Source organism: Salinicola sp. 4072 (assembly GCF_036663415.1).
GTDB lineage: Bacteria > Pseudomonadota > Gammaproteobacteria > Pseudomonadales > Halomonadaceae > Salinicola > Salinicola salarius_A.
Genome location: NZ_JAXOVV010000026.1, coordinates 1 through 24,082, shown reverse-complemented (window position 1 = coordinate 24,082; position 24,082 = coordinate 1). Strand labels below are relative to the sequence as shown.

The 24,082-nt window shown below is 64.9% G+C and carries 20 protein-coding genes and 1 pseudogene; 7 read left to right on the top strand and 14 right to left on the bottom strand.

The genetic code is table 11. The features are described from left to right. Positions 1 to 250: 250 nt before the first annotated feature. The 5 genes from R3F72_RS15450 (at position 251) to R3F72_RS15430 (ending at position 5,274) form a co-directional block, all read left to right on the top strand. A complete protein-coding gene (locus R3F72_RS15450) occupies positions 251 to 2,446 on the top strand; it encodes a prolyl oligopeptidase family serine peptidase (protein WP_332780104.1) in 2,196 nt (731 codons plus the stop codon). Positions 2,447 to 2,554: 108 nt separating this feature from the next. Continuing rightward, a complete protein-coding gene (gene gshB / locus R3F72_RS15445) occupies positions 2,555 to 3,520 on the top strand; it encodes a glutathione synthase (protein ID WP_087720989.1) in 966 nt (321 codons plus the stop codon). A gap of 136 nt (positions 3,521 to 3,656) precedes the next feature. Then, positions 3,657 to 4,214: a YqgE/AlgH family protein gene (locus tag R3F72_RS15440; protein WP_087720991.1), complete on the top strand. Its 558-nt coding sequence runs from the start codon at positions 3,657 to 3,659 to the stop codon at positions 4,212 to 4,214. Further along, on the top strand, positions 4,214 to 4,699 hold the full coding sequence (gene ruvX, locus R3F72_RS15435) for a Holliday junction resolvase RuvX (RefSeq protein ID WP_332780103.1): 486 nt from the start codon (positions 4,214 to 4,216) through the stop codon (positions 4,697 to 4,699). Before R3F72_RS15440 ends, ruvX begins: the two co-directional genes overlap by 1 nt. Positions 4,700 to 4,722: 23 nt before the next feature. After that, positions 4,723 to 5,274, top strand: a complete 552-nt coding sequence (locus R3F72_RS15430) for a cupin domain-containing protein (RefSeq protein ID WP_087720990.1) — start codon at positions 4,723 to 4,725, stop codon at positions 5,272 to 5,274. A gap of 90 nt (positions 5,275 to 5,364) precedes the next feature. Here the strand turns inward: R3F72_RS15430 and R3F72_RS15425 are convergent, their stop codons facing one another. The 3 genes from R3F72_RS15425 to R3F72_RS15415 all read right to left on the bottom strand — a co-directional run bounded on the left by R3F72_RS15425 (position 5,365) and on the right by R3F72_RS15415 (position 9,741). Next, complete coding sequence (locus tag R3F72_RS15425; protein WP_332780102.1) at positions 5,365 to 6,864, bottom strand: aldehyde dehydrogenase; 1,500 nt, start codon at positions 6,862 to 6,864, stop codon at positions 5,365 to 5,367. Then, a complete protein-coding gene (locus tag R3F72_RS15420) occupies positions 6,861 to 8,264 on the bottom strand; it encodes an aspartate aminotransferase family protein (RefSeq protein WP_332780101.1) in 1,404 nt (467 codons plus the stop codon). Before R3F72_RS15420 ends, R3F72_RS15425 begins: the two co-directional genes overlap by 4 nt. A 100-nt stretch (positions 8,265 to 8,364) precedes the next feature. Continuing rightward, complete coding sequence (locus tag R3F72_RS15415; protein ID WP_332780100.1) at positions 8,365 to 9,741, bottom strand: glutamine synthetase family protein; 1,377 nt, start codon at positions 9,739 to 9,741, stop codon at positions 8,365 to 8,367. A 244-nt stretch (positions 9,742 to 9,985) separates the two neighbouring features. On the opposite strand from R3F72_RS15415, the gene R3F72_RS15410 reads away from it, so the two are divergent. Continuing rightward, positions 9,986 to 10,738 carry a gamma-glutamyl-gamma-aminobutyrate hydrolase family protein gene (locus tag R3F72_RS15410; RefSeq protein WP_332780099.1) on the top strand — a complete coding sequence of 251 codons (753 nt, stop codon included), beginning with the start codon at positions 9,986 to 9,988 and terminating at the stop codon, positions 10,736 to 10,738. A gap of 125 nt (positions 10,739 to 10,863) precedes the next feature. On the opposite strand, the gene R3F72_RS15405 is transcribed toward R3F72_RS15410, so the two are convergent. The 10 genes from R3F72_RS15405 to R3F72_RS15360 all read right to left on the bottom strand — a co-directional run bounded on the left by R3F72_RS15405 (position 10,864) and on the right by R3F72_RS15360 (position 22,905). Continuing rightward, the gene (locus tag R3F72_RS15405; RefSeq protein WP_332780098.1) at positions 10,864 to 12,177 is read right to left on the bottom strand and encodes an NAD(P)/FAD-dependent oxidoreductase; all 1,314 of its coding nucleotides are present in this window, start codon (positions 12,175 to 12,177) and stop codon (positions 10,864 to 10,866) included. Between the two features lie 46 nt (positions 12,178 to 12,223). After that, entirely contained in the window at positions 12,224 to 13,294 is a 1,071-nt protein-coding gene (locus tag R3F72_RS15400) for a polyamine ABC transporter substrate-binding protein (RefSeq protein WP_332780097.1), read from the bottom strand. Between the two features lie 111 nt (positions 13,295 to 13,405). Further along, positions 13,406 to 14,770, bottom strand: coding sequence for a glutamine synthetase family protein (locus R3F72_RS15395; protein WP_303855273.1), 1,365 nt, complete (start codon positions 14,768 to 14,770; stop codon positions 13,406 to 13,408). Between the two features lie 64 nt (positions 14,771 to 14,834). Beyond that, a complete protein-coding gene (locus R3F72_RS15390; RefSeq protein ID WP_332780096.1) occupies positions 14,835 to 15,902 on the bottom strand; it encodes an ABC transporter substrate-binding protein in 1,068 nt (355 codons plus the stop codon). 53 nt (positions 15,903 to 15,955) lie between these two features. Continuing rightward, complete coding sequence (locus tag R3F72_RS15385) at positions 15,956 to 16,771, bottom strand: ABC transporter permease (RefSeq protein ID WP_332780095.1); 816 nt, start codon at positions 16,769 to 16,771, stop codon at positions 15,956 to 15,958. After that, entirely contained in the window at positions 16,768 to 17,691 is a 924-nt protein-coding gene (locus R3F72_RS15380; RefSeq protein ID WP_332780094.1) for an ABC transporter permease, read from the bottom strand. The genes R3F72_RS15385 and R3F72_RS15380 overlap by 4 nt, the downstream gene beginning before the upstream one ends. Before the next feature lie 8 nt (positions 17,692 to 17,699). Further along, positions 17,700 to 18,839, bottom strand: coding sequence for an ABC transporter ATP-binding protein (locus R3F72_RS15375; protein ID WP_332780093.1), 1,140 nt, complete (start codon positions 18,837 to 18,839; stop codon positions 17,700 to 17,702). Positions 18,840 to 18,868: 29 nt separating this feature from the next. Then, complete coding sequence (locus R3F72_RS15370) at positions 18,869 to 20,161, bottom strand: NAD(P)/FAD-dependent oxidoreductase (RefSeq protein WP_332780092.1); 1,293 nt, start codon at positions 20,159 to 20,161, stop codon at positions 18,869 to 18,871. A 504-nt stretch (positions 20,162 to 20,665) separates the two neighbouring features. Then, positions 20,666 to 21,976 (bottom strand): APC family permease, encoded by a 1,311-nt coding sequence (locus R3F72_RS15365; protein ID WP_332780091.1) that lies wholly within the window; start codon positions 21,974 to 21,976, stop codon positions 20,666 to 20,668. Between the two features lie 116 nt (positions 21,977 to 22,092). Beyond that, complete coding sequence (locus R3F72_RS15360; protein ID WP_332780090.1) at positions 22,093 to 22,905, bottom strand: carbon-nitrogen hydrolase family protein; 813 nt, start codon at positions 22,903 to 22,905, stop codon at positions 22,093 to 22,095. 171 nt (positions 22,906 to 23,076) lie between these two features. Here R3F72_RS15360 and R3F72_RS15355 point away from each other — a divergent pair, with 171 nt between their 5' ends. Then, positions 23,077 to 23,865, top strand: coding sequence for a helix-turn-helix transcriptional regulator (locus tag R3F72_RS15355; RefSeq protein ID WP_332780089.1), 789 nt, complete (start codon positions 23,077 to 23,079; stop codon positions 23,863 to 23,865). Between the two features lies 1 nt (position 23,866). Here the strand turns inward: R3F72_RS15355 and R3F72_RS15350 are convergent. After that, positions 23,867 to 24,082 (bottom strand): annotated as a pseudogene (locus R3F72_RS15350) (aspartate carbamoyltransferase); the annotation flags it as partial.

The following is a 24,082-nucleotide window of genomic DNA, read 5'->3' as shown; positions in this document are numbered from 1 at the left end:
TTCCACCGTTGCACGAAGCCGGGGCACGACCAATACGACGTTGGTGGCCGGCCGCGGGAACGGTTTGAACGATGGTCAGATACGGCCAACACTAGCTGGATCACCCTCAGCGTCGGACAGCTGGTCACGTATCGCCAATTTTTTATCTGCCGATGGCCGCGATAGACGCGGCCATCGGCCATTGAGTCGTGGCACATGCTAGGCTCGACGGCAGCCTTTATCGCTTTCTGGACCGCTTCTGGAGATGCCCGTGCTTCACTTTCCGCCTAGTCGCTATCAGTCGGCCGATCCCGAGACGGCCGGCACCCCGAACGACGACCCGTACCGCTGGCTGGAGGCGGTGGATGGCGCCGAGTCGCTGGCCTGGGTCGAGGACCAGAACCGCCGGACGCTGGCGCGCTTTGCGGATGCCGAATTCGCGGTGCTGGAGACCGGCCTGCGCGAGATTCTCGACGCCGACGACCGCATCCCGTTCGTGGTGAAACGCGGCGAGCATTACTACAACTTCTGGCAGGATGCCGAGCATCCGCGCGGGCTGTGGCGCCGCACCACGTGGGATTCCTATCGGCAGGCGCGGCCGGAGTGGGAGGTGCTGATCGACGTCGACGCACTGAACGCCGCCGAGGAGGAAAACTGGGTCTGGCACGGCGCGAGCTGCCTGGAGCCGAAGCACCCCGGCGAGCCGTGGGAGCGCGCCCTGATCTCACTCTCCCGCGGCGGCGCGGATGCCGATGTCACCCGCGAGTTCGACCTGATCGGCAAGCGCTGGATCGGGACCGATGATGAAAACGGCTTCGAACGCCCGGAAGCCAAGGGCGGCATGAGCTGGATCGACCGCGACACGGTGTTCGTCTATACCGACTTCGGCGGCGCCGACTCGGGCTCGGAAAACGATTCGCTGACCAGTTCCGGCTACCCGCGGCGCGTCAAGCGCTGGCGCCGGGGTGAGCCGCTGCGCGAGGCGGAAACCGTCTTCGAGGCCGGCACCCGGGAGCTGATGGCCGTCGCCTTTCGCGACCATACCCGCGGTTTCCAGCGCGACTTCATCCATCACGCGCTGGCGTTCTACGAGCAGCGTCTGATCGAACTCCTGCCCGACGGTCAGGCGTTCCCCATCGAAGTGCCGCTCTCGGCCCAGGCAGTGGTGCATCGCGACTGGCTGCTGGTCCATCTGCGCGACGACTGGACCCTGGGCGAGAACGAGGCCGCCGTGGCGTATCCCAGCGGCGCGCTGCTGGCGATCGACTATCCGGCGTTCAAGCGCGGCGAGCGGAACTTCACCACGCTGTTCACGCCGGATGCGCACCGCTCGCTGGAAGGTTTCGAATGGACGCGGCACTACCTGGTGCTGGATATCCTCGAGGACGTCAAGCATCGCCTTCAGGTGCTGACGCCGGGCCAGGGCGACGACTGGTCGCCACAGCCGATCCCCGGCTTGCCGGACGCCGGTGAAATCGGAGTTGCGGCCGTGGACGACGAGGAGAGCGATGAGCTCTTCGTCATTACCACCGACTATCTCACGCCCACCACGCTCTCGCGGATGGATCTGGCGCAACGCGATCCGGCGTCGTCGGACGAGCGGCTTGAGACGATCAAGCGCGCGCCGAGCTTCTTCGACACCGACGGCATGCAGGTGACGCAGCGCTTCGCCACCAGCCTGGACGGCACGTCGATTCCCTACTTTCTGGTGCTGCCGGCCGGCGCGGGAGATCCAACGAATGGCAATGACAGGCCGGCCGCGCCGCTGCCGACGCTGCTCTACGGCTACGGTGGCTTCGAAATTTCGTTGACACCGCACTACATCGCCGGCGCCGGGCGCAGCTGGCTTTCGCGCGGCGGGGCCTACGTGGTGGCCAACATTCGCGGCGGCGGCGAGTACGGGCCGCGCTGGCACCGCGCTGCGCTCAAGGGCGAACGGCACAAGGCGTTCGAGGATTTCGCCGCCGTCGCCGAGGATATGGTCGCCACCGGCGTCACCACGCCGGACAAGCTCGGCATCCAGGGCGGTTCCAACGGTGGCCTGCTGGTGGGCAACATGATCACCCGCTACCCGGATCACTTCGCCGCGGCGGTCTGCGAAGTGCCGCTGCTCGACATGCAGCGCTACCACCTGCTGCTGGCGGGCGCCTCGTGGATGGCGGAGTACGGCGACCCGGACAGCGCCGACTGGGACGATTTCCTCCAGGACTATTCCCCCTACCACAACTTGCGCGAGGGCGTGGGCTATCCCGCGGTGTTGTTCACCACCTCGACCCGGGACGACCGCGTCCACCCCGGCCACGCCCGCAAGATGATGGCGAAGATGGCGGCGATGGATGCAGGTGACGTCTACTACTACGAAAACACCGAAGGCGGCCACGGCGGCGCGGCGGACAACGCCCAGCGGGCGAAACTGAGCGCGCTGGCGTGGCGCTTTCTGTGGAACGAGCTGAGTGGCGCCGAGTGAGGCATTTGAGGCCGGGGCGGGAGAGTCGAACGCGATCTCTTTTGGTGACGCGGCGAGAGCTGCGTCATACTGCGGCCCATTCAATACCTCTTCTGGAAGACCCAATCGATGAGCCAGAACGCTATCAAGCTCGGCGTGGTGATGGACCCCATCGCCGATATTACCTACAAGAAGGACACCACCCTGACGCTTTTGTGGGCGGCGGAAGCGATGGGCTGGTCGCTCTACTATCTCGAGCAGGAAGATCTCTATCTCTACGAGGGTCGCGCCATGGGCAGCGTGCGCCCGCTGAAGGTGCATCGCGATCCGCAGCACTGGTATGACCTGGGCGAGCGCGAGGCGATGCCGCTCGGCGAGCTCGACGTGATCCTGATGCGCAAGGATCCGCCGGTGGACAGCCACTTCCTCAATGCCGTCCATCTGCTGGCGTTTGCCGAGCGGGAGGGCACGCTGGTGGTCAACCCGACCCGGGCGCTGTTCGAGTGCAACGAGAAGCTGTTCGCCCAGCAGTTCGCCCACTGCATTCCGCCGACGGTGGTCTCCTGCCGTGATGCGGTGCTGCGCGCCTTCCAGGCCGAGCATGGCGACACCATCTTCAAGCCGCTGGATGGCATGGGCGGCACCGGCATCTTCCACATTGGCCCCGACGGCCGCAATCTCGGCGCGGTGATCGAGCAGCTCACCGAACGCGGCCAGCGCCAGATCATGGCCCAGCGCTACCTGCCGGAGATCAAGGATGGCGATACGCGCATCCTGCTGGTCGACGGCGAGCCGGTGCCCTACGGGCTGGCGCGCATTCCCAGTGCCGGCGAAACCCGTGGCAACCTGGCCGCCGGCGGTCGTGGCGTCTCCCGCGAGCTGACCGATCGCGACTACTGGCTGGTCGAGCAGGTGCAGCCGATGATCCGCGAGAAAGGGCTGCTGTTCGTGGGGCTCGACGTAATCGGCGATTACATCACCGAGATCAACGTGACCAGCCCGACCTGCGTGCGCGAGATCGACGATCAGCGCGGCACCGATATCGCCGCGCAGCTGATGGCGGCGATCGTCAGACGCCTGGAAAGCCGGGGCTGATCCGGTCAAGCCTGGCACAGGTGGTACACTGGACCCATTTCCTCTACTGGCGGCTCGCGGCCTGATTGCCGGGCCGCTGCGCGATGCCCGACGGAGCCCTATGTCAACGATCAGGCCAACATCCATGCCCACGCCGATGCAGAGCCTCAAGCACTATTTCCTGATGGCGATGCCGCACCTGGAAGATCCCAACTTCGCGGGGACGCTGACCTATCTCTGCGATCATGACGATGACGGCACCTTGGGCGTCATCGTCAACCGCCCCTCGGAGCTGTCGCTGGACGGGCTGTTCGAGCAGCTCGATATCGAATCCGAGCCCGGCCCGCACAACGACGTGCTGGTCTACAACGGCGGGCCGACCTACCGCGATCGCGGTTTCATCCTGCATCGCGGCAACGCCAGCGACTGGGATTCCAGCATTCAGGTCGCCGATGGTCTGGCGCTGACCACGTCCATGGACATGCTGCAGGCGATCGCCCAGCGTCGCGGCCCGGAGCAGTACCTGGTGACACTGGGCTGCGCGGGCTGGAAATCCGGCCAGCTCGAGGACGAGCTCAAGCAGAACACCTGGCTGATCGCCGAGGGTGACGCCGCGATCCTGTTCGACCGCCCGCCGGAGCAGCGTCTGAGCGCGGCCGCCGGCATCCTCGGGGTCGATCTCAACCTGATGACCCGCGACGCCGGGCACGCCTGATGTCATCGGCAACGAAAGCATCGGCGACGAACGACAAACTCGGCCAGCGCCTGGTCATGGCGTTCGATTACGGCACGCGGCGTATCGGCGTGGCGGTTGGCAACGAGATGCTGTGTTCCGCCAGCGGGCTGGAACCGCTGACCGCCCGCGACGGGATTCCGGACTGGATCAAGGTCGAGAAGCTGCTGCAGGAGTGGCAGCCGGATCTGCTGGTGGTGGGGCTGCCGATTCACGACGACGGCAGCGAATCCGACATGAGCGTGCGTGCCCGCAAGTTCGGCAACCGCCTGCACGGGCGCTTCGGCAAGCCGGTTGAGATGTTCGACGAGCGCGGCACCACCCGCGCCGCCAAGCTGATCGCCCAGGGTCAGGGCCACAAGGGCAACTATCGCGATCGCGGCGTGGATGGCATCGCCGCGCAGTTGATTCTGGAAAGCTGGTTCAACCGCGAGTCGCTTCCGTCCGGTATCCCCGACGTACGGTGACCATCGCTTGAGGAAGAGAATGGATGTCTGATGATGTCGGCGCCCGCCTGCGAGCCCTGAGAACCTTTCGCGGCATCTCCCAGCGAGAGCTGGCCAAGCGTTGTGGCGTGACCCACTCCAGCCTGTCGCTGATCGAGCAGGGCAAGGTCAGCCCCTCCGTCAGCTCGCTGAAGAAGATCCTCGACGCCATTCCGATGAGCGTGGGGGATTTCTTCACCATGGATCTGGAGAACCGGAACCAGGTCTTCTTCGGCGCCGACGAGCTGACCGACGTCGGCACTGGCGACGTGATCTACAAGCTGGTGGGCGCCAACCGGGAGTCGCGGGCGCTGTCGTTCATGATCGAGACCTATCCGGCCGGCAGCGATACCGGGCGCGAGATGATCGCCCATCAGGGCGAGGAAGCCGGGGTGGTGCTCGAAGGGGAGATCGAGATCACGATCGGCGCCCAGACGCGGACACTGTCGCCGGGCGAGGCGTACTACTTCAACACCAACATCCCGCACCGCTTCCGCAACCCCGGCAAGTCGGCCTGCCGGCTCGTCAGCTGCGCCACCCCCGCCAAGACGTTCTGATCGCTCGTGGCGGCCTGCCACGAGCGGTATCGTTTCATGACGACGGGTTCATGACGCCGGATTCATGACGACGGGTTCATGACGCCGGTTTCACGGCGACAGCGACATCCAGACACTCTTGAGTTCGGAGTACTCTTCCAGCGAGTGGTGCGACTTGTCGCGCCCGTTGCCGGACTGCTTGACGCCGCCGAACGGAACGGTCTGGTCGCCGCCGGCCCAGTTGTTGACGAAGACCTGGCCGGACTGGAGGCGCCGCGTGACCCGCATGATGCGATCGATGTCCTGGCTCCAGAAGCCGGCCGCCAGCCCGTAGTCGCTGTCGTTGGCCATCGCGATCGCTTCGTCCTCGGTATCGAAGCCGAACACCGACAGCACCGGGCCGAAGATCTCCTCCCGGCCGATGACCATGTCGTCGGTGACGCCGTCAAAGACGGTCGGGCCGATGAACAGGCCCGGCCCGTCGAGCGCCTTGCCGCCCATGCGCAGCCGCGCCCCTTCCTCCACGCCCTGGCGGATGTAGTCCAGCACCCGCTCGTACTGGGTGCGGTCGACGATGGCGCCCATGAAGCTGTCGGGATCCAGCGGATCGCCCGGCTGCATCGATTCGGCGGCGGCGAGCAGCCTGTCGATGAAAGCCTCGCGCACGCTGTTTTCCACCAGCAGACGTGACCCGGCGATGCAGACCTCGCCCTGGTTGTAGAAGATCGCCTCGGCGGCGTGGCGGGCCACCCGGTCCAGATCCTTGCAGTCGGCGAAGACGATGTTGGGGCTCTTGCCGCCGCACTCGAGGTACACCCGCTTCAGGTTGGATTGCCCGGCGTACTGCAGCAGCTGCTTGCCGACACCGGTCGAGCCGGTGAAGGCAAGGCAGTTGACCTCCATGGACAACGCCAGGGCCTTGCCGACGGTGTGGCCGAAGCCCGGCAGCACCTGGAAAACCCCGCTCGGCAGGCCCGCCTCGCGCACCAGCGAGGCCAGATACAGCGCGGAAAGCGGCGACTTCTCGGAGGGCTTGAGGATGACGCTGTTGCCGGCGGCGAGCGCCGGGCCGATCTTCCAGGCCGTCATCATCAGCGGGAAATTCCACGGCACGATGGCGGCGACGACACCCAGCGGTTCGCGCAGCACCAGGGCGAGGGTATCGTCGCCGGTCGGCGCCACCTCGCCGTAGAGCTTGTCGATCGATTCGGCCTGGTGGCGGATGCAGCCGATGGCGCCGCTGACATCGCTCTGGGCGCTGTTGATCGGCTTACCCATGTCCAGCGTGTCGAGCAGGGCCAGCGTATCGCGATGGCTCTCCATCAGCGCGGCCAGGCGCAGCAGCGCATGCTTGCGTTCGGTGGGCGCCAGCCGCGCCCAGTCGCCACGCGCGAACGTCGCGCGGGCCACGGCCACTGCCTTGTCGGCATCGGCGGCATCGCAGCTCGCCACGTCGGCCAGGGTTTCTCCCGTCGCGGGGTTGATCGTGGCGAAGGTCTCGCCGCTCTCGGCCGCTACGAACTCGTCGTCGATGAAGGCGCGTGTCTCGAGGCTGGCGGCAAGGGTAGCGGCCCTGGCCTGCCAGTCGGCCAGCGTTGGCGTCAGGCTCATGTCGTTGTCTCCTTCGTTGCCGAAATGGTGGCCCCTCGGGCCTGCAGCCGGCGTGCCGTTTCGTCCAGCGCGGCCGTCGCCAGCGCGATCAGTTCGTCGATCTGGGCCTCGGTGATGACCAGCGGCGGCGAGATGATCATCGTGTCGCCCACCGAGCGCATGACCAGCCCGAGTTCGAAGCAGATGTCGCGGCAGGTTTCGCCGGCCTTGAGCGACTTGTCGAAGCGCGCCCCGGTGGCCTTGTCGGCGACGATCTCGAGCGCGCCGATCAGTCCCAGGGAGCGGGCCTCGCCGATGAGCGGATGCCGTTCGAGCGCCTTCCAGCGCTTGGCCAGGTACGGCCCCGTCACCTGACGCACTTGCTCGACGACGCCTTCGCTCTTCATCAACCTGAGGTTCTCGAGCGCCACGGCGGCGCAGACGGGGTGCCCGGAGTAGGTGAAGCCGTGATGGAATTCGCCACCGTCGTCGATCAGCGTCCGGGCGACTCGGTCGCCGACCAGCACGCCGCCGATCGGCAGATAGCCGGACGACAGGCCCTTGGCGATCGGCATCAGGTCGGGTTCGAGATCGTAGTGAACGCTGCCGAACCATTCGCCCAGGCGGCCGAAGCCGCAGATGACCTCGTCCACGACCAGCAGGATATCGTAGCGCGACAGCACGTCCTTGATCGCCGGCCAGTAGCTCTCCGGCGGGATGATCGCGCCGCCCGCGCCCTGCACCGGCTCGGCGATGAAGGCGGCGACCTTGTCCGGCCCGAGCGCCTGGATGCGCGCCTCCAGCGCCTCGGCGCAGACCTTGCCGAACGCCTTGGGCGACATCTCGCGCCCTTCGTCGAACCAGTAAGGCTGGCGGATATGGGCGATGCCCGGCACGCAGGGCCCGCCCTGGGCCTGCATCGGCGCCATGCCGCCCAGGCTCATGCCGGCGACCGTCGAGCCGTGATAGGCGTTGTCGCGGGCGATGATCCACTGCTTTTCGGGCTGACCCTTGAGCGCCCAGTAGCGGCGCACCATGCGCAACACCGTATCGTTGGCCTCGGAGCCGGAACCGGTGAAGAACACGCGGTTGATATGATCCGGCGCCAGGCCGCAGAGGGTGTCGGCCAGCTCGGCCGCCGGCGGGTGCGTTGTCTTGAAGAAGCTGTTGTAGTAGGGCAGCTGCTGCAGTTGCCGGGTCGCGGCGTCGACCAGCTCCTGGCGGCCATAGCCCAGGTTGACGCACCACAGCCCCGCCATCGCATCCAGGATCTGCCGGCCTTCGTCGTCCTCGATGTAGACGCCGTGGGCGGCGGTGATGAGTCGACTGCCTTCGTCACCCAGCGCCTTGAAATCGGTGAAGGGGTGCATGTAGTGATCGCGGTCGAGCGCCTTGAGTCTTGCGGCATCTGGCGATGTCATGGCGTGCTCCTCCTGGGTGGACGTGCCGGATTTGGGATCGGCGGCGGTGATGCCGTCGTGGTGGCGTCGCTGGCGGTGCGCCGATGTGACGCTCCACGGGTCAGACGTGGCGCAGGTACCAGTCGTACTCGAGCCGGCTGACCACCTGCATGGCGGATGCCCGCTCGGCACGGCGGTTCGCCAGGAACACTTTCAGGAAGTCCTGGCCGAGCGCCTCGTTCAACACCTCGGACCGCTCGAGCAGCTCCAGCGCCCGAGACCAGCTGTTGGTCAGTACCGGGTCGAACTGCTCGTAGGCATTGCCGGTGACGATTTCCTCGGGGGAGATCCGGTTGGCGATGCCGTGAATGACCGAAGCGAGCAGGGTGGCCAGCAGCAGGTAGGGGTTGGCATCGGCGCCGCCGACACGATGCTCGATCCGCCGTGCGGCATTGGGCCCGGAGGGAATGCGCAGGGCCACGGAACGGTTGTCGAAGCCCCAGGTCGGCGCCATGGGAACATAGAGCCCCGGCTGAAAACGGCGGAAGGAGTTGAGGTTCGGGGCCATCAGGGCGACCGATTCCGGCATCAGCCTGAGCAGGCCGCCGATGGCGTGGCGCAGCATCTCGGTGCCCAGCGGATTCTCGTCGGCGGCGGCAAAGACGTTGCGACCGTGGGCATCGAGCAGGCTCATGTGGACATGCATGCCGTTGCCGGCTTCCGCGTCGTAGGGCTTGGCCATGAACGTCGCTTCGAAGCCGTGGTTGACGGCGATGCCCTTGATCAGGCGCTTGAGCAGCACCGCGCTGTCGCACGCCTTGAGCACGTCGCTGCCGTGTACCAGGTTGATCTCGAACTGCCCCGGGGCGCACTCCTTCAGCGCCGTGTCCAGCGGGAGGTTCTGGATGGCGGCCGCGGCCTGGATGTCGCCCAGGAACCCGGCGTACTCGTCGAGCTCCGAAATCGAATACACCTGGCTCGTGGTCGCTCGTTCGCCGGTTTCCGGCGAGCGGGGCGGCTGCACCCGGCCCAGGTCGTCCCGCGTGCGATCGACGATATAGAACTCGAGCTCCAGCGCGACGACGGCCGTGAACCCCATCGCCTCGAGGCGCTGAACCTGCTGCGCGAGGACGTTGCGCGGGTCGGCGAAGAAGGGGCCGTCGTGCTCGTTGCGCATGGCCATCAGCAGCTGTCCCTGATGGCCATCCCGCAGCCAGGGCGTCGGCATCAGGGTGCCGGGAATCGGGCGGCAGACCTGGTCGCAATCGCCGATGTCCAGGCCCAGGCCGGTCTCCTCGATCGTGTTGCCGGTGATATCCAGCGCGAAGACCGAGCCGGGGAGATTGATGCCGTTGACGTAGGCCTTTTCGAGATTTTCCCGGGGAATCCGCTTGCCGCGCAGCACGCCATTGAGGTCGCTCAGCAGCAGATCGATGCTATCGATAGCGGGGTGACGCGCCAGGAAGTCACGAGCCTCGTCGACGGGAAGGGAGGACATGATGTCACCTGCGATCGTTTATTATGGTCGTTGATAGTGTTCCGCCTGCCCGGTATTGTTGTCAAATTATTTACGGATTATTCGCTTCGCTTCCAAGTAAGATTCAAGCTGTTTTATAAATAAGTTTATGAATTTGAATGGATGTTAAGCGAATTTATCGTTTTCCATGACCGGTGCGTGGCAAGAAAGGCAGGCCATCACCTGTTGATAAAAACACAACGGATTCCGGTTCCGAGGAGGCATCATGCAGAAGCGTCCCCTGGTTGGTGTCATTGCCTGCCGTCGTGAGGTGGAAGGCCACCCCGCCCACATGGTCACCGACAAATATCTCAACGCGCTGCGCGAGTACGGGCTGGAGCCGGTCATCCTGCCGGTCTGGCGCGACGGTGACGCTGCCGCTGCCGGCGCGCTGCTGGATCGTCTCGACGGCCTGATGCTGACCGGCAGCTACACGAACGTGCTGCCGAGTCGATACGATGCGGCGCGGGCGCCGGAAAACACCCGGGACGACCTGGATCGCGATCACGCCGCCATGCTCTGGGTGCCGCTGGCGCTGGAGCGGCGCCTGCCGCTGCTGGGGATCTGCCGCGGCTTCCAGGAGTTCAACGTGGCCCTTGGCGGCACGCTGCATCAGGCCGTCCAGCGTGTGCCCGGGCTGATGGATCACCGCGAGCCGGAAGGGTCGAAGGCACAGCAATATGCGCCGAGCCACGAGATCGACATCCGGCCCGGCGGCCGCCTGGCCAGCCTCTACGGCGAGCGCGAGGAAGGGCTGAAGGCGCGGGTCAACTCGCTGCATCAGCAGGGCATAGACCGGCTGGCGGAGGGCCTGTTCGTGGAGGCGGTGGCCCCGGACGGTCTGGTCGAGGCGGTTTCCCTGCCGGATGCCCCCGGCTTTACCCTGGCGGTGCAGTGGCACCCGGAATGGGAGCCCCGGCAGCATGCGCTCTACGATGCGATCTTCCAGGGGTTCGCCCGCGCCTGTCAGCCGCAGTGACGGGCGCTGCCTGCGCTCGCCCGCATCTGGATTTTGACCTTCCCGTGCGCCCTGTCGGCGCCTGATGCCAAGGAGCTAGATGCCACGGAATCTAGATGACGAGAAACCTCGAGATGACGAGAAACCTAGATGCCTAGCCGGTCGCGTGTCTCGTAGTACCAGGCGCCCAGCGCCGATAGCGGCACGCGCAGCATGCGGCCGCCGGGAAACGGCTGGTGCGGCAGGCCGGCGAAGGCGTCGAATCGCTCGTCACGCCCGGTCATCACCTCGCTGATCAGGCGGCCGGCGAGATGCGTGCAGGTCACGCCGTGGCCGGAGTAGCCCTGGGCGTAATAGACGTTGTCGTTGATGACCCCGAACTGCGGCAGCCGGTTCAGCGTCATCAGGAAGTTGCCGCTCCAGGCGTAGTCCACCTTGATGTTTTCGAGCTGGGGGAACGTCTTGAGCATCTTGGGACGGATGACGCCTTCGATATCGGCCGATCCTTCGCTGCCGTAGTTCACGCCGCCGCCGTACAGCAGCCGGTTGTCGCGCGTCAGGCGATAGTAGTCGAGCAGGTAGTTGCAGTCCTCCACTGCCATGTCGTTGGGCAGCAGGCTCCGTGCGAGCTCTTCGCCGAGAGGCTCGGTGGTGATGATCTGCGTCCCGCAGGGCATGGATTTTCGCTCGAGCTCCGGCATCACGCCGCTCATGTAGGCATTGCCGGCCATGACGACGCGGTCGGCCCTGAGGGTGCCGCCGGCGGTCTTCAGCGTGACCGGGGCGCCATGCTCGAGGGACAGGACCGGGCTCTGCTCGTAAATCACGCCGCCCAGCGATTCCAGGGCGGCTGCCTGGCCCAGCGCCAGATTCAGCGGATGAAGGTGGCCGCCGGAGTGATCGATCAGCACGCCGGTATAGCGGTCGCTGCCGACCTCACGTTGGTAGGCGTCGCCTTCCAGCAGTTCGAGCTGATCGTTGCCGTAACGCTGCCACAGCGCCTGATGATGCCTCAGGGCTTCGAGCTGCTTGGCGTTGCAGGCGGCGAACAGGTTGCCATTGCGCAGGTCGCACTGGATGCCGTAGGTCGCGATGCGCTCGCGGATCACCCGATTGCCCTCGAACGCCATGTCGCCCAAAGCACGAGCCGTCTCGACGCCGTACTTGTCTTCGATCACGTCCATGTCGCGGCTGTAGCTGTTGACGATCTGGCCGCCATTGCGCCCCGAGGCGCCATAGCCGACGCGCGCGGCTTCCAGCACGATCACCTTCAGGCCTTTCTCGGCCAGATGCAGCGCCGACGACAGGCCGGTGAATCCGGCGCCCACCACGCACACGTCGCAGCTGACATCGGCCGACAGCGCCGGGCGCGCCGGCGCGGCATTGGCCGAGGCCGCATACCAGGAGGCGGCGTGTTCGAGGGCGGGTGGCGGGTGTTTCACGTCGGAAGGCGCGGACATCCTGAACTCCATGAATGAAAGGACGAAAGGGGTGAGCGAAGGCCGATCAGCGAGACCGGGCTTCCGACCACAACTGCTGCAGCAGCTGCAACTGCTCGCCGTCGACGGCGGGCGTCAGCGACAGCCGGGAGCGGGTATCGGCATCGGGCATCACCGGCGGCTCGCGCAGTGCGGCGGTCAGCATCGGCTGTGCCGCGGCGTTGGGCGAGGTGTACAGGTTGTAGTTGGAGAGCTGGGCCGCGACGTCGGGGCGCAGCAGATATTCGATGAATCGGCGCGCGCTCTCCGGATGGGGCGCCCGGGCCGGGATGGCCATCACGTCCACCCAGCGCTGCGAGCCTTCCCTGGGCACGAAAAAGCCGATATTGCCGTAGAGCTCCGGGTCTTCGTTTTTCTTGCTGGCCAGGTCGCCGTTGTAGGCGACGCCGGCGTGGATGACGCCGCTGGCGATCTGCTCGATGGCGGCGGTGGCGTCGACGAAGCCGACGAAGTTGTCCCGGGCGCGGGTGGCGATGACCTCCTTCGCCGCCTTTACCCATGGCGCCTGCCCGACGCAGTCGAACCCTTCGCCCTGATACGCGCAGAGGGTGGAGAAGGTGAACTGGGCATCACCCTTGAGCAGGGCAAAGGGATAATCGGTATTGACGTCGGGATCGTACAGCAGCCCCCAGCTGGGGTCCGGGTCGGGGAAGGTGTCGGTGTTGTAGACGATGCCGGTCACGCCCCACTGATACGGCACGGTGTAGGCGTCTTCCGGGTCGTAGGCGGGGTGGCGGAAATCCGCCATGATATTGTCGATGCCCTCCAGTGCCTGGTCGTCCGGTGCGAGGGGCTGGATCAGACCCGCCCCGATGAGGCGCGGCACGAAGTAATCCGACGGGATGACGATGTCGTACTGGGCGTCGCCGCCGGCGTTCAGCTTGGCCAGCATCTCGGCGTTGGAGTTGTAGTAGTTCTCCACCACGTCGATGCCGGTTTCGGCCTCGAAATTCGCGATGATCTCCGGATCCATGTACTCGGTCCAGTTGAACAGGTTCAGCTGTGGCCGAGCGTCCGCCAGGGCGCCGCCGCTCATCACTCCCGCTGCCATCAAGACCGCCCAGCACTTCGTTTTCATGGTGCCTCCTGGTTATCTGTCCGTCGTCTCGCGAATCGTCGTCTCTAGAATCATCGTCTCAAGGACCGTCTCGTGAACCGCCGTCTCATGAATCGTCGGCACGGCCCGGGGTCAGACCCGCAGCAGCAGATGCTCGCGTTCCCATGAGCTGATGACGCGGAAGTACGCGCGGTGTTCCGTGTGCTTGACGGCGAGATAGCTGTTGGTGAAGCGTTCGCCGAGGATCTCCGCCAGGGCGGTACACTCCCGCATGCGATCCAGGGCCGGGCCGATGTCGTCCGGCAGCTTGTTGCCGCTGGCCCAGGCCGAACCGACCATCGGCGGGCGCGGTTCTATCTGGCCGAGCATGCCGAGATAGCCGCAGGCCAGCGAGGCGGCCAGCACCAGATAGGGGTTGGCGTCGGCCCCGGGCAGCCGGTTCTCGACCCGGGTCGCCGCCGGGGTGGAAACGGGCACCCGCAGGCCGACGGTGCGGTTGTCCGTGCCCCAATCGACGTTGATCGGCGCCGAGCCGCTGGCCTCGTGGCGAAGCAGGCGACGATAGGAGTTCACGTTGGGCGCCAGCAGCGGCATGGCGGCCGGCAGATAGCGTTGCAGGCCGCCGATGAAATGGTGGAACAGGGTGCTGGTCTGGCCCTCTTCACCGGCAAACAGGTTGTTGCCCTGGGCGTCGACCAGGCTCTGGTGAATGTGCATCGAGCTGCCCGGCTCGTTGGCCATCGGCTTGGCCATGAAGGTCGCGTACATGCCGTGGCGCAGCGCCGTCTCCCGGAGGACGCGCTTGAACATGACCACCTGGTCCGCCAGCGCCAGCGGGTTGCCGTGCTGGAAGTTGACTTCCATCTGGCCGGCGCCTTCTTCGTGGATCAGCGTGTCCAGGTCGAGATGCATTGCCTCGCAGTAGTCGTACATCTCCTCGAACAGCGGATCGAACTCGTTGACCGCGTCGATGGAGAACGACTGACGGCTGCTCTCCTGGCGCCCGGTGCGACCGATCGGCGGCTCGAGAGGGTAGTCGGAGTCGATGTTGGTCTTGACCAGATAGAACTCGACCTCGGGGGCGACCACCGGGCGCCAGCCTCGCTGTTCGTAGAGTTCCAGAACGCGCTTCAGCACGTGGCGGGGCGACAGGTCGACCGGCTCGCCCGTCAGGTAGTAGCAGTCGTGGATGATCTGGGCGGTGGGGTCGTCAGCCCAGGGCACCAGAAAGGCGGCATTGGGGTCGGGCACCAGCTCCATGTCCCGTTCGGCGGGATTCCAGAAGCGGATGTCCTCGTCGTCCGGGTAACCGCCGGTGACGGTCTGGATGAAGATGGAGTCCGGCAGTCGCGGCCGCCCTCCGTTGAGATACTTGCTGGCCGGCATGATCTTGCCCTTGAGAATGCCGGTGAGATCGGTCACCAAGCTCTCGACTTCGGTGATGCCGTGCTGCTGAAACCAGTCCTTGAGCGGTGACGATTCCTGGTGGTGACTCATGAGCGTGTCCCGTGTGGTGTTTCTTGGCTGCCGGGCGCAAAACCGCCGCGCCCGGCCGCTGCCGTTATCGGGCCTGGACTTCGGACCAGAGCTGCTGGAACGTCTGTAGCTGCTCGCCCTCGAGGCTGGGCGTGAAACGCAGGCGCTTCATCTCCTCCTCGGTGGGCTGGGCGGGGGGCTGCTTCAGCGCCTCGTCGAGATAAGGCTCGGCCGCCGCATTGGGGCTGGCGTAGTAGTTGTAGTTGGACAGCTGGGCGCCGATCTTCGCGTCCAGGATGAAGTCGATGAACTTGTGGGCCAGGTCCGGGTGCGGGGCGCCGGAGGGGATCATCATGGAGTCCACCCACATTTCGGCGCCCTCGTCGGGAATCGCGAATGCCAAGTGCTCGAAGGCTTCCGGATCCTCTCCCTTGAAGTAGAGATAGTCGCCGTTGTAGGACATGCCCACGTGGGTCACGCCCCGGGCCAGCTGCTGTAGCGCCGGGGTGCCGTCGGTGAAGCCGGAGAAGTTGTCGCGGCTCTTGGTCTCGATCATCAGCTTGGCGGCTTCGCGCCAGCTGTCCAGCGTGTCGCAGTCATAGGGCTTGCCCAGCGCACCGCAGGCGGCGCCGATGGCCACCTGGCCGTCGCCCATGATGGCGAACGGATAGTCGGGATTGACCTCCGGGTCGAACATCAGCGACCAGCTGTTGGGAGCGTCCGGGAAGGTGTCGGTGTTGTAGATCATGCCTGTCGTGCCCCACTGGTAGGGCGCGGAGTATGCGGAACCCGGGTCGAAGCTCGGGTCCTTGAACTGCTCCTTGACGTTGGCAAAGTTGGGAATCTTCGCGCGGTCGAGCTTCTGGACCAGGCCCGTCTCGATCAGTCGCGGCACGTAGTAGTTGGAGGGGACGATGATGTCGTACTGGGACGCGCCGCCCGCGTTCAGCTTGGCGAACATCTCCGGCAGCGAGTTGTAGTAGTTCTGTACCACCTCGACGTCGTACTTCTGCTCGAACGCCGTGATGATCTCCGGGTCCATGTACTCGGTCCAGTTGAACAGGTAGAGCTTGTCTTCCGCGGCCTGTGCGCCGGTTCCCAATAGCAGGCTGCAGAAGGCAACGGCGGCGGCAGTCTTGTTGTGCTTCGACATGGGCTTTTTTCCTTGCTGTCTCTTCAGTGTTTACCCGTGCGCGGGCTCTCAGGTCAGGATTGACGTTTGCGACTGTGCTGGTTTTTACGGCTGAACAACAGGCTGATCGCGGCGGCCATCGCTACCGCGCCGATCATCAGCGTGGCGATGGCATTGATCTCGGGCGACACGCCTTTCTTGATCGCGCCCCAGATGTAGATCGGCAGCGTGGCGCTCTCCGGCCCCGCCGTGAAGAAGCTGATCACGAAGTCGTCCACCGACAGCGTGAAGGAGAGAAAGAAGGCGGATATCAGCGCCGGCTTGATGGTCGGCAGCATGAAGTGGACGACGCGTTTGACGGGCGTGGCGTAGAGATCCTTGGCCGCTTCGAACAGCGTCGGGTCGAGTCCGACGAAGCGTGAATAGACGATCAGCGCGACGAACGGAATCTGGAAGGTCACGTGGGCGATGATCATGGTCCCGAGCCCCGGCTGGAGCAGACCGGTCAGCCGGTGGAACTGGACGAAGAAGGCCATCTCGGAAATGCCGAAAACGATGTCCGGCAGCACGATGGGCAGGTAGATCAGCACGATCAGCCAGCCGAGCTTGCGGTGGCGATGACGATACATGCCGTAGCCGATCAGGCAGCCGATGACGAGCGCGATGACCGACGAGCAGATCGCCAGGACCAGGGTATTGCCGAAGGCGGTCATGATTTGCTCGTTGCCGAGCAGCTGGTGATACCAGCGCAGCGACAGGCCGGTCATGCTGGCGGCGCTGTTGGAGGCATTGAAGGAGAACAGCACCACCACGGCCAGCGGCAGGTACAGGAACACCAGCGTGATCCACCAGAAGGCCGTCAGGCCGCGCTTGAGGGTTCGCTTTCTCATATCACCACCTCCTCGCCGCCACCCAGGCGCTTGCCGATGCGCCGCATCGCGAACAGCCCGATGAAGGTCGCGATCAGCATCAGGATCGCGCCGGCCGCGCCCAGCGGCCAGTTGGAACCGCCGGAGAACTGGGTAGCGACCAGATTGCCGAGCATCATCGCCTTGCCGCCGCCGAGCAGCTCCGGAATGACGTACATGCCGAAGGCGGGAATTGCGACCAGCACGATTCCGGCCAGCAGCCCCGGTAGCGTCTGCGGGAAGACGGCGTGCCAGAACGCCCGTGTCGGCTTGGCGTAGAGATCCTGCGCCGCTTCGACCTGGGCGGTATCGAGCTTCTCGAAGGCGGCGTAGAGCGGCAGCACCATGAAGGGCAGGAAGTTGTATACCAGCCCCAGCGTCACCGCGAAGTTGGAGGGATACAAACCCATGTTGGGGGAAATGAAACCGAGTACTTCGGCCGCGTTGGAGAGCGGCGTGCCGGGCGCCAGCAGGTTCATCCAGCCGAAGGTGCGAATCACCTGGTTGGTCCAGGAGGGCACCACCACCAGCAGGAGCATGATCGGCCGCCACTTCGCCTGGCAGGTCGTGATGTAGTAGGCGAGCGGATACGCCACCAGCACTACCAGCCCGGTCGCGACCAGGGTCTGCCACAGCGAGCGCAGCAGCGTATAGAGATTGCCCGGGCTCCAGCCCAGGAAGCCGACCCCGGCCAGCTGCTTGAACGAGTTCAGCGACAGCGGCATCTGCGGCAGGCCGTAGGGGCCGTTGGTCATGAAAGCAACGGCCATCAGGTAGAGACTTGGCAGCACCAGGAAGATGACGATCCAGAGGGCACCCGGGGCCACCGTGAACAGGAGATGACGCGCCTCGCGGACCATGCCCTGGCTGCGTCCCATTACCGCGATCGTGTTCGTCGACATGTCGGGCCTCACTCGCTCAGCGTCACGAGGTCTTCCGGGGCGACGACGACCGTCACCTCGTCCCCCACGTTCGGTAGCCGCCTGCCACGGTTGTTGACGGTGGCCTGCAGCGTCGTGTCCGCGATATTGATGCGGAACTCCGCATGGCTTCCGCGATAGAGCCGTTCCGTGATGGTGCCGGGCAGATGGTTGGGACCTTCGACGTGGCCCGGTTTGAGATCCAGCGTTTCCGGGCGCATCAGCACCAGCTCGCCCTGGCTGTCCCCGTCCATCTGCAGCGTGCCGATTTCCGTGCTCAGGCGCGAGCCGTCGCGGCGATGGATCCGGTACAGGTTGCCGTGCCCCATGAAGCGGGCCACGAAGGCGTTGACGGGGCGCTCGTAGACCTCCTGGGGCGGGCCGACCTGCTGGATGTGGCCGTCGTCGAGCACGGCGATTCGATCCGACATCACCATCGCCTCGTCCTGGTCGTGGGTGACGAACACGAAGGTCATGCCGAGCCGCTTCTGTACCCGCAGCAGCTCGACCTGCAGCTGGCTGCGCAGGCCGGCATCCAGCGCTGAAAGCGGTTCGTCCAGCAGCAACACGTCGGGTTCGCAGACCAGGGCCCGCGCCAGGGCGATGCGTTGGCGCTGACCGCCGGACAACTGGTCGATACGGCGGTCGACCAGATCGCCCAGCTGGATGAACCGGGCGATCTCCGCCACCTTGGCTTCACGCGCCTTGGCCGCGACGCCGCGCATCTTCAAGCCGAACGCCAGGTTCTCCCGCACCGACAGATGGGGAAACAGCGCGTAGGACTGGAACACCGTGTTGACGCTGCGCTGATGCGGCGGGGTGTCGATGACATCCTTGCCCCCGATCGTCAGCTGGCCGTCATCGGCCTCTTCCAGCCCGGCGAGGATACGCAGCAGCGTCGTCTTGCCACACCCGGACGGCCCCAGCAGGGTGAAGAACTCGCCGGCGTGGATGTCCAGGTCGACTCCCGCCAGCGCAATGGCATCGCGTCCGAACTGCTTGCGTAACCCCTGCATCCTGATCGAGGAAGCGCCGCGCTTGCCTCTCGCCGCCGCATCTGCCGCCGCCACGCGAGTCTCCTCTCGATCCAGGCGCTCGGTGGTGTTCACGGCGTTCGTCAAATCGGTCATTGGGCACTCCTCGTCGTGCTTGCCGCTCGTCACAGCCGGTCGCGAAGCTTGTAGAAATTGGTTGCCAGTACCAGCAGGGGAGTCCGTAGCCACCGCCCGCCCGGGAACATCCGGTGGGGCATGGCGGAAAAGATGTCGAAGCGCTCGCTTTGCCCGGCAATGGTCTCGGCCAGCAGCTTGCCGGCCAGCCCCGCCAGCGCCATTCCGTGGCCGGAGTAGCCCTGGGCATAGAAGACATTGGGCGCCAGCCGGCCGAAGTCCGGCGCGCGATTCATCGTGATGGCCACGTCTCCCCCCCAGCGATATTCGATATCGATCTCTTTCAGCACCGGGAACAGGCGCCGTATCTTGGCGTCGGTACGCGCCTCCAGACCTCGTGGCGGGCGGCCGTCGTAACTCACCTCCCCGCCGTAGATCAGGCGTCTGTCTCTCGAAAGGCGATAGTAATCGAGTACGAAGTTGGTGTCCGACAATGCATCGTTCCGGGGGAGAACCTGGGCGGCCTGCTGCTCACTCATGGGCGCGGTGGCGATCATGTAGTTGGCCGCTCTCATGATGCGCCCGCTCATCTGGGGCACCAGGCGGTCGCCGTAGGCGTTGGTGGCGATGACCACGTGATCGGCCACGACCCGGCCGCGTTCGGTGACGACGGTGGTCTGCTTGCCGTGCCGGATATCGACCACGGGGCTGAACTGATGAAGGATCGCTCCGGCTTGCTGGGCGGCCCGGGCCAGGCCGAGCGTGTAATTGAGGGGGTGCAGATGGCCGGCTTCGCGCTCCCAGAGCGCCGCCGGATAGGCATCGGTGACGACGTGCTCGCGCAGCGCGTCACCTTCCCGCCACTCGAGCCCGTGATAGTCGAAGTCGCGGGCCATCCGCTCCTGCCAGTGCCGGAGCTCGACGACGTGCCGAGGCTTGACCGCGGCGTGGAGATAGCCCCAGGACATCTCGCAGGGTATCTGGTGTTGCTCGACGAGGTGGGCGGTCAGCCTGACGGCTTCGCGGCTCATTTCCCAGATATCGCGGGCGGCGGATCGACCCAGGGCGTTTTCGACGGTACGTATGTCGGTACCCAGGCCCGGCAGTATCTGCCCGCCGCTGCGCCCGGAGGCACCGTGCCCCACGTTCAGCGCTTCGAGCAGGATGACGCGGTATCCCTGCTGAGCCAGATGCAGCGCGGCGGAGCAACCGGTAACGCCCGCGCCGATCACGCAGACATCGGCGCGATGATCGCCTTCCAGCGGGAGCGCTGGCTCGAGCTCGACGGCGATGGAGTCCCGGTACCAGGAGGCGGTTGTCGCCGACGACGAATAAACTGTCATAGGAAGTCCGTCTTGGGTTGCGCGCTGCGCTTGTAATTGTTGATTCTGCCATGTCGAAGGGTGACCTGGCTCGCTCAGTGTGTCATCAATGCCGTGGTCGATGTCAACTATTTAATAACACCATTTCCTGCCGTACGACGTGAATTCCGACAGCCACGCAGCCCTTCTCGCTGGTCTTTTCCCTGCCGAATTCGCGATGAAAAACCCGATTTATCGCCGTTTAATGCCTTATTTTTCACGATGTTACAATCCGGTTCAGAGCCGATCTGGCTATCCCATAGCGGAATATCGAGAACGCTGGATATGGGATGAATGATGGAATATTCGACAGCATGATGGTTCGTGTCGTGTTCGCAGGCCGCGTCGTTTCGACGGGGGAATGTGAGGCGGGGCTGGCGCGAGGAAATTGCGAGAAGCGTGCGAGGCATCGCCGCTCGATGGATGCCGGAGAACGGGGCCCCGCACCCGGCGAGAACCCGTTCCTACTTTACAGAAGATGCTGCTTCACGCGTCGATATGCAACTCCGGCGTGGGGCGTCGGAAGCCGCGGGTCAGCCACAGCAGCCAGCCCAATCCTGCCAGTAGCCATATCGAGCCAAGCATGACCGCTTTGTGATCGAGGCTGAACAGCAGCCACACGATCGCGCCGAGTCCGATCGCCGGGCATACCAGAAAGCGCAGGGTATCGCTCGGGCCACGGCGGCCCTCCTTGAGATAGTAATGAAAGATCACCGCCAGGTTGACCAGGGCAAAGGCCAGGAAAGCGCCGAAATTGATGAACGAGGCCGCAGAAAGCACATCCATCGTCAGCGCCAGCAAGGCCACCACGGCGCTCAGAAGCAGCCCGCCCACGGGCGTGCCATGACGACCCAGACGGCCGAGCCAGCGGCGCGGTAACACATCGTCGCGGCCCATGGCGTAGATTAGGCGTGCACCGCTGGCCTGGGCGGCGATGCCCGAGGCGAACTGACCCACGACCAATCCGATCAGGAAGATCGACACGAACACGTCACCGCCGATGTTGCGCGCGATGGTGTAGGCGGCGGCGTCCGGATTGGCGAAGTCGAAGCCCGGCGCCGCGAGCTGGACGCAGTAGGAGACGATGATGAAGATCAGCCCGCCCAGCAGCGTGATCAACAGGATCGCCCGGGGCAGCGTGCGCTCGGGATCCTTGGTTTCCTCCGTCAGCGTGGTCACGGCATCGAAGCCGAGAAACGAATAGCAGGCGACGGCCGCACCGGCCATCAGTATCGGCAGCGAGGCATTGTCGCTGCCCAGGAAGGGCGTAAGGCTGAACAGTGGCTGGGTCGGGTCGCCGAGAAGGTAGCGCAGGCTGAGGCCGACGAAGGCGACCAGCACCAGCATCTGGATCAGCATCATGGCGCTATTGACCAGGCTGGCCAGCTTCAGTCCCAGCACGTTGATCACCGTGGTCACGCCGATGAACGCCAGCAGCCATAGCGCCGTCGGGATGGTCGGGAAGGCGGAGTTCAGATAGGCCGCCCCGATCAGCCAGATCACCATCGGCAGGAACAGATAGTCGAGCAGAATGGCCCAGCCAGCGAGGAATCCCAGCCGATCATCGATGGCGTGACGAACGTAGGCGTAGGCAGAGCCGGCGACGGGATAGGCGGCGGCCATGCGGCCGTAGCTGTGGGCGGTGAACAGCATCGCCACCAGCGCGGCGAGATAGGCACCCGCCACCGCGCCTTGGGTGACCACCGCCAGTACCCCGAAGGTGCCGAGCACGATGATCGGGGTCATGTAGGCCAGGCCGAACAGCACGACCTGGGATAGGGTGAGAGTCTTCTTCATTTCCGACATCGTCATGTCCTGTTGTCGTTGTTTTACGAAGTGTGGTTGTTTTACGAATCGTGGTCTTTGCGGCTAACAGCCGTCGTCGTGATGAACGCAGGGAGCCGGAACGGCGTTCAGTCGAAATGCCAGCTGCGCCGCGAGCCCTGGGTTTCGAGATGCCCCCTGAGGCTTAGACGGCGATCCTCTGCGTAGTGGTAGTCCTGTTTGGCGCTGGAGAGGCGCGCCGGATCCAGATGCAGCGCTTGAACGGTCTCCTCGCGACCGGCTCGGAACAGGGTGTCGCCATCGGGGCCGATCAATGCGCTCTCGCCGGCGAAGGTGAGTCCGGCACCCTGACCGGCCCGGTTGCTCATGGCCAGGAAGCACTGGTTTTCCTGGGCTCTGGCCTGAGAGGCACGGGCATGCACGGGGCCGTAGGGATCCATGTTGCCGTTAGTCACCACCAGCAGGTCGGCACCCATGGTTGCCAGCGCGCGGGCCGGCTCGGGGAATTCCAGGTCGTAGCAGATCAACAGGCCGATGCATCGGCCGCGCCATTCGAGACAATGAAGCGCATCGCCTGGCTGAACCAGCGTGCGTTCGTCCGGCCACAGGTGGGTCTTGCGGTAGCGTAGTGCGATACCGTCTTCGGGCGTGATCAGCACGGTAGTGTTGAACACGGTCTCGCCATCTCGCTCCAGCAGGCCGATGGCGATCGCCAGATCGCGCTTGCGGCTGGCCTCGATCAATGCCTCGAGTTCCGGCCCGTCGAGCGTCAGGGCACGATCGAGTACATGCCCAGGTTCGGCAAAGCCACTCAGATGCGTTTCGGGAAAGACGATCAGCGCGGTATCGTCGTCGACGGCATGAACGACCTCGAGCGCTCGGGTGAGGTTGTGCTCGATTTCGCCTTCACGGCTGGCGAGTTGTGCCAGGACAAGCTGCATGGAACACTCCGGAAAGTTGTGATTGGAACGGGAGCTGATGGCTTTCAGTATCCCTAATCCCGCGCCACTGCCTATCCCGCAAGCGGGGTAACCCGATTGGGGGACACCGCTTGGCTTGAAAGAGAAAAAACAATGACTCATCGAACTCGGCCGGAGACAGGCTCAGTTGAGATGACCTCGCTGGAAAGCCTGGAGTGGCATCGCGCCTTTGGCCAACTGGCGGAGAACGTGGATCGTGCCGGCTTCTGGCTGGCTCTCGTCCGGCGGCTGGCGAGGGAAGTGCATTTCGATACCTGGGTAGCGTTGATCTTCCACCACCACCGTCCGCCTCGAATCCTCGCGGAGAGTGACGAGGACGACGGCGCCGACGACGCGCTGTTTCAGGACTATCAGCGAGGCCTGTATCTGCTCGATCCGTTCTATATTGACGCCAAGGGGTGCGCTCGCGAGGGGGTCTACACTCTAGCCGATGTAGCGCCGCAGTGCTTTCGGCACACCGAGTACTATCAGCGCTATTTCCAGCGCAATATCGTCGCTGACGAGGTGCAGTTCAATTGCCCGCTCGACGCCGAGCGCACGCTGTGTCTGTCACTTGGCTCGACGCGGACCTTCGATCACGCCGCGCTGGGACTGTTGAGCCTCATCCAGCCTTGGGTGCTGGCATTGATGCGCCAGCGCATGCATTTCGAATTCGAGGGTGAGGAAGGCGCTCCGCCGGGACCACATCCCTGGCATCCCCGGCCTAGCGCGCCGAGCGAACTGGATTCACGCTACGCCTTGACTGAGCGTGAGCGCGAAGTCAGCCAATTGATGCTGGGTGGCAGCTCGACCAAGGAGATTGCCCGCCGTCTGGCAATCTCGATCGAGACGGTGCGCGCCCACAAGAAGCATCTCTACGCCAAGCTGGGTGTCAGCTCGCAATCGGAGTTGTTTTCGCTGTTCTGGCAGGCGCGGCGCTGATTCAGAGCGTGCGGTCGTCGACGCCGAAGCTCGGCGGCACGAACCAGCGTACGTCACGCGGATCCTGTTCGATCAGGTCCTCGACCTGCAGCAGGTGGGCGAAGATCGCCATGCGCATGGGAATGCCGTTGTCGGTCTGGCGGAAGATCGCCAGGCGCGGGTCGCCGTTCAGGTCGGTGCTGAGATCGTTGGCGCCGGGTCGGCTGTCACGCGGCAG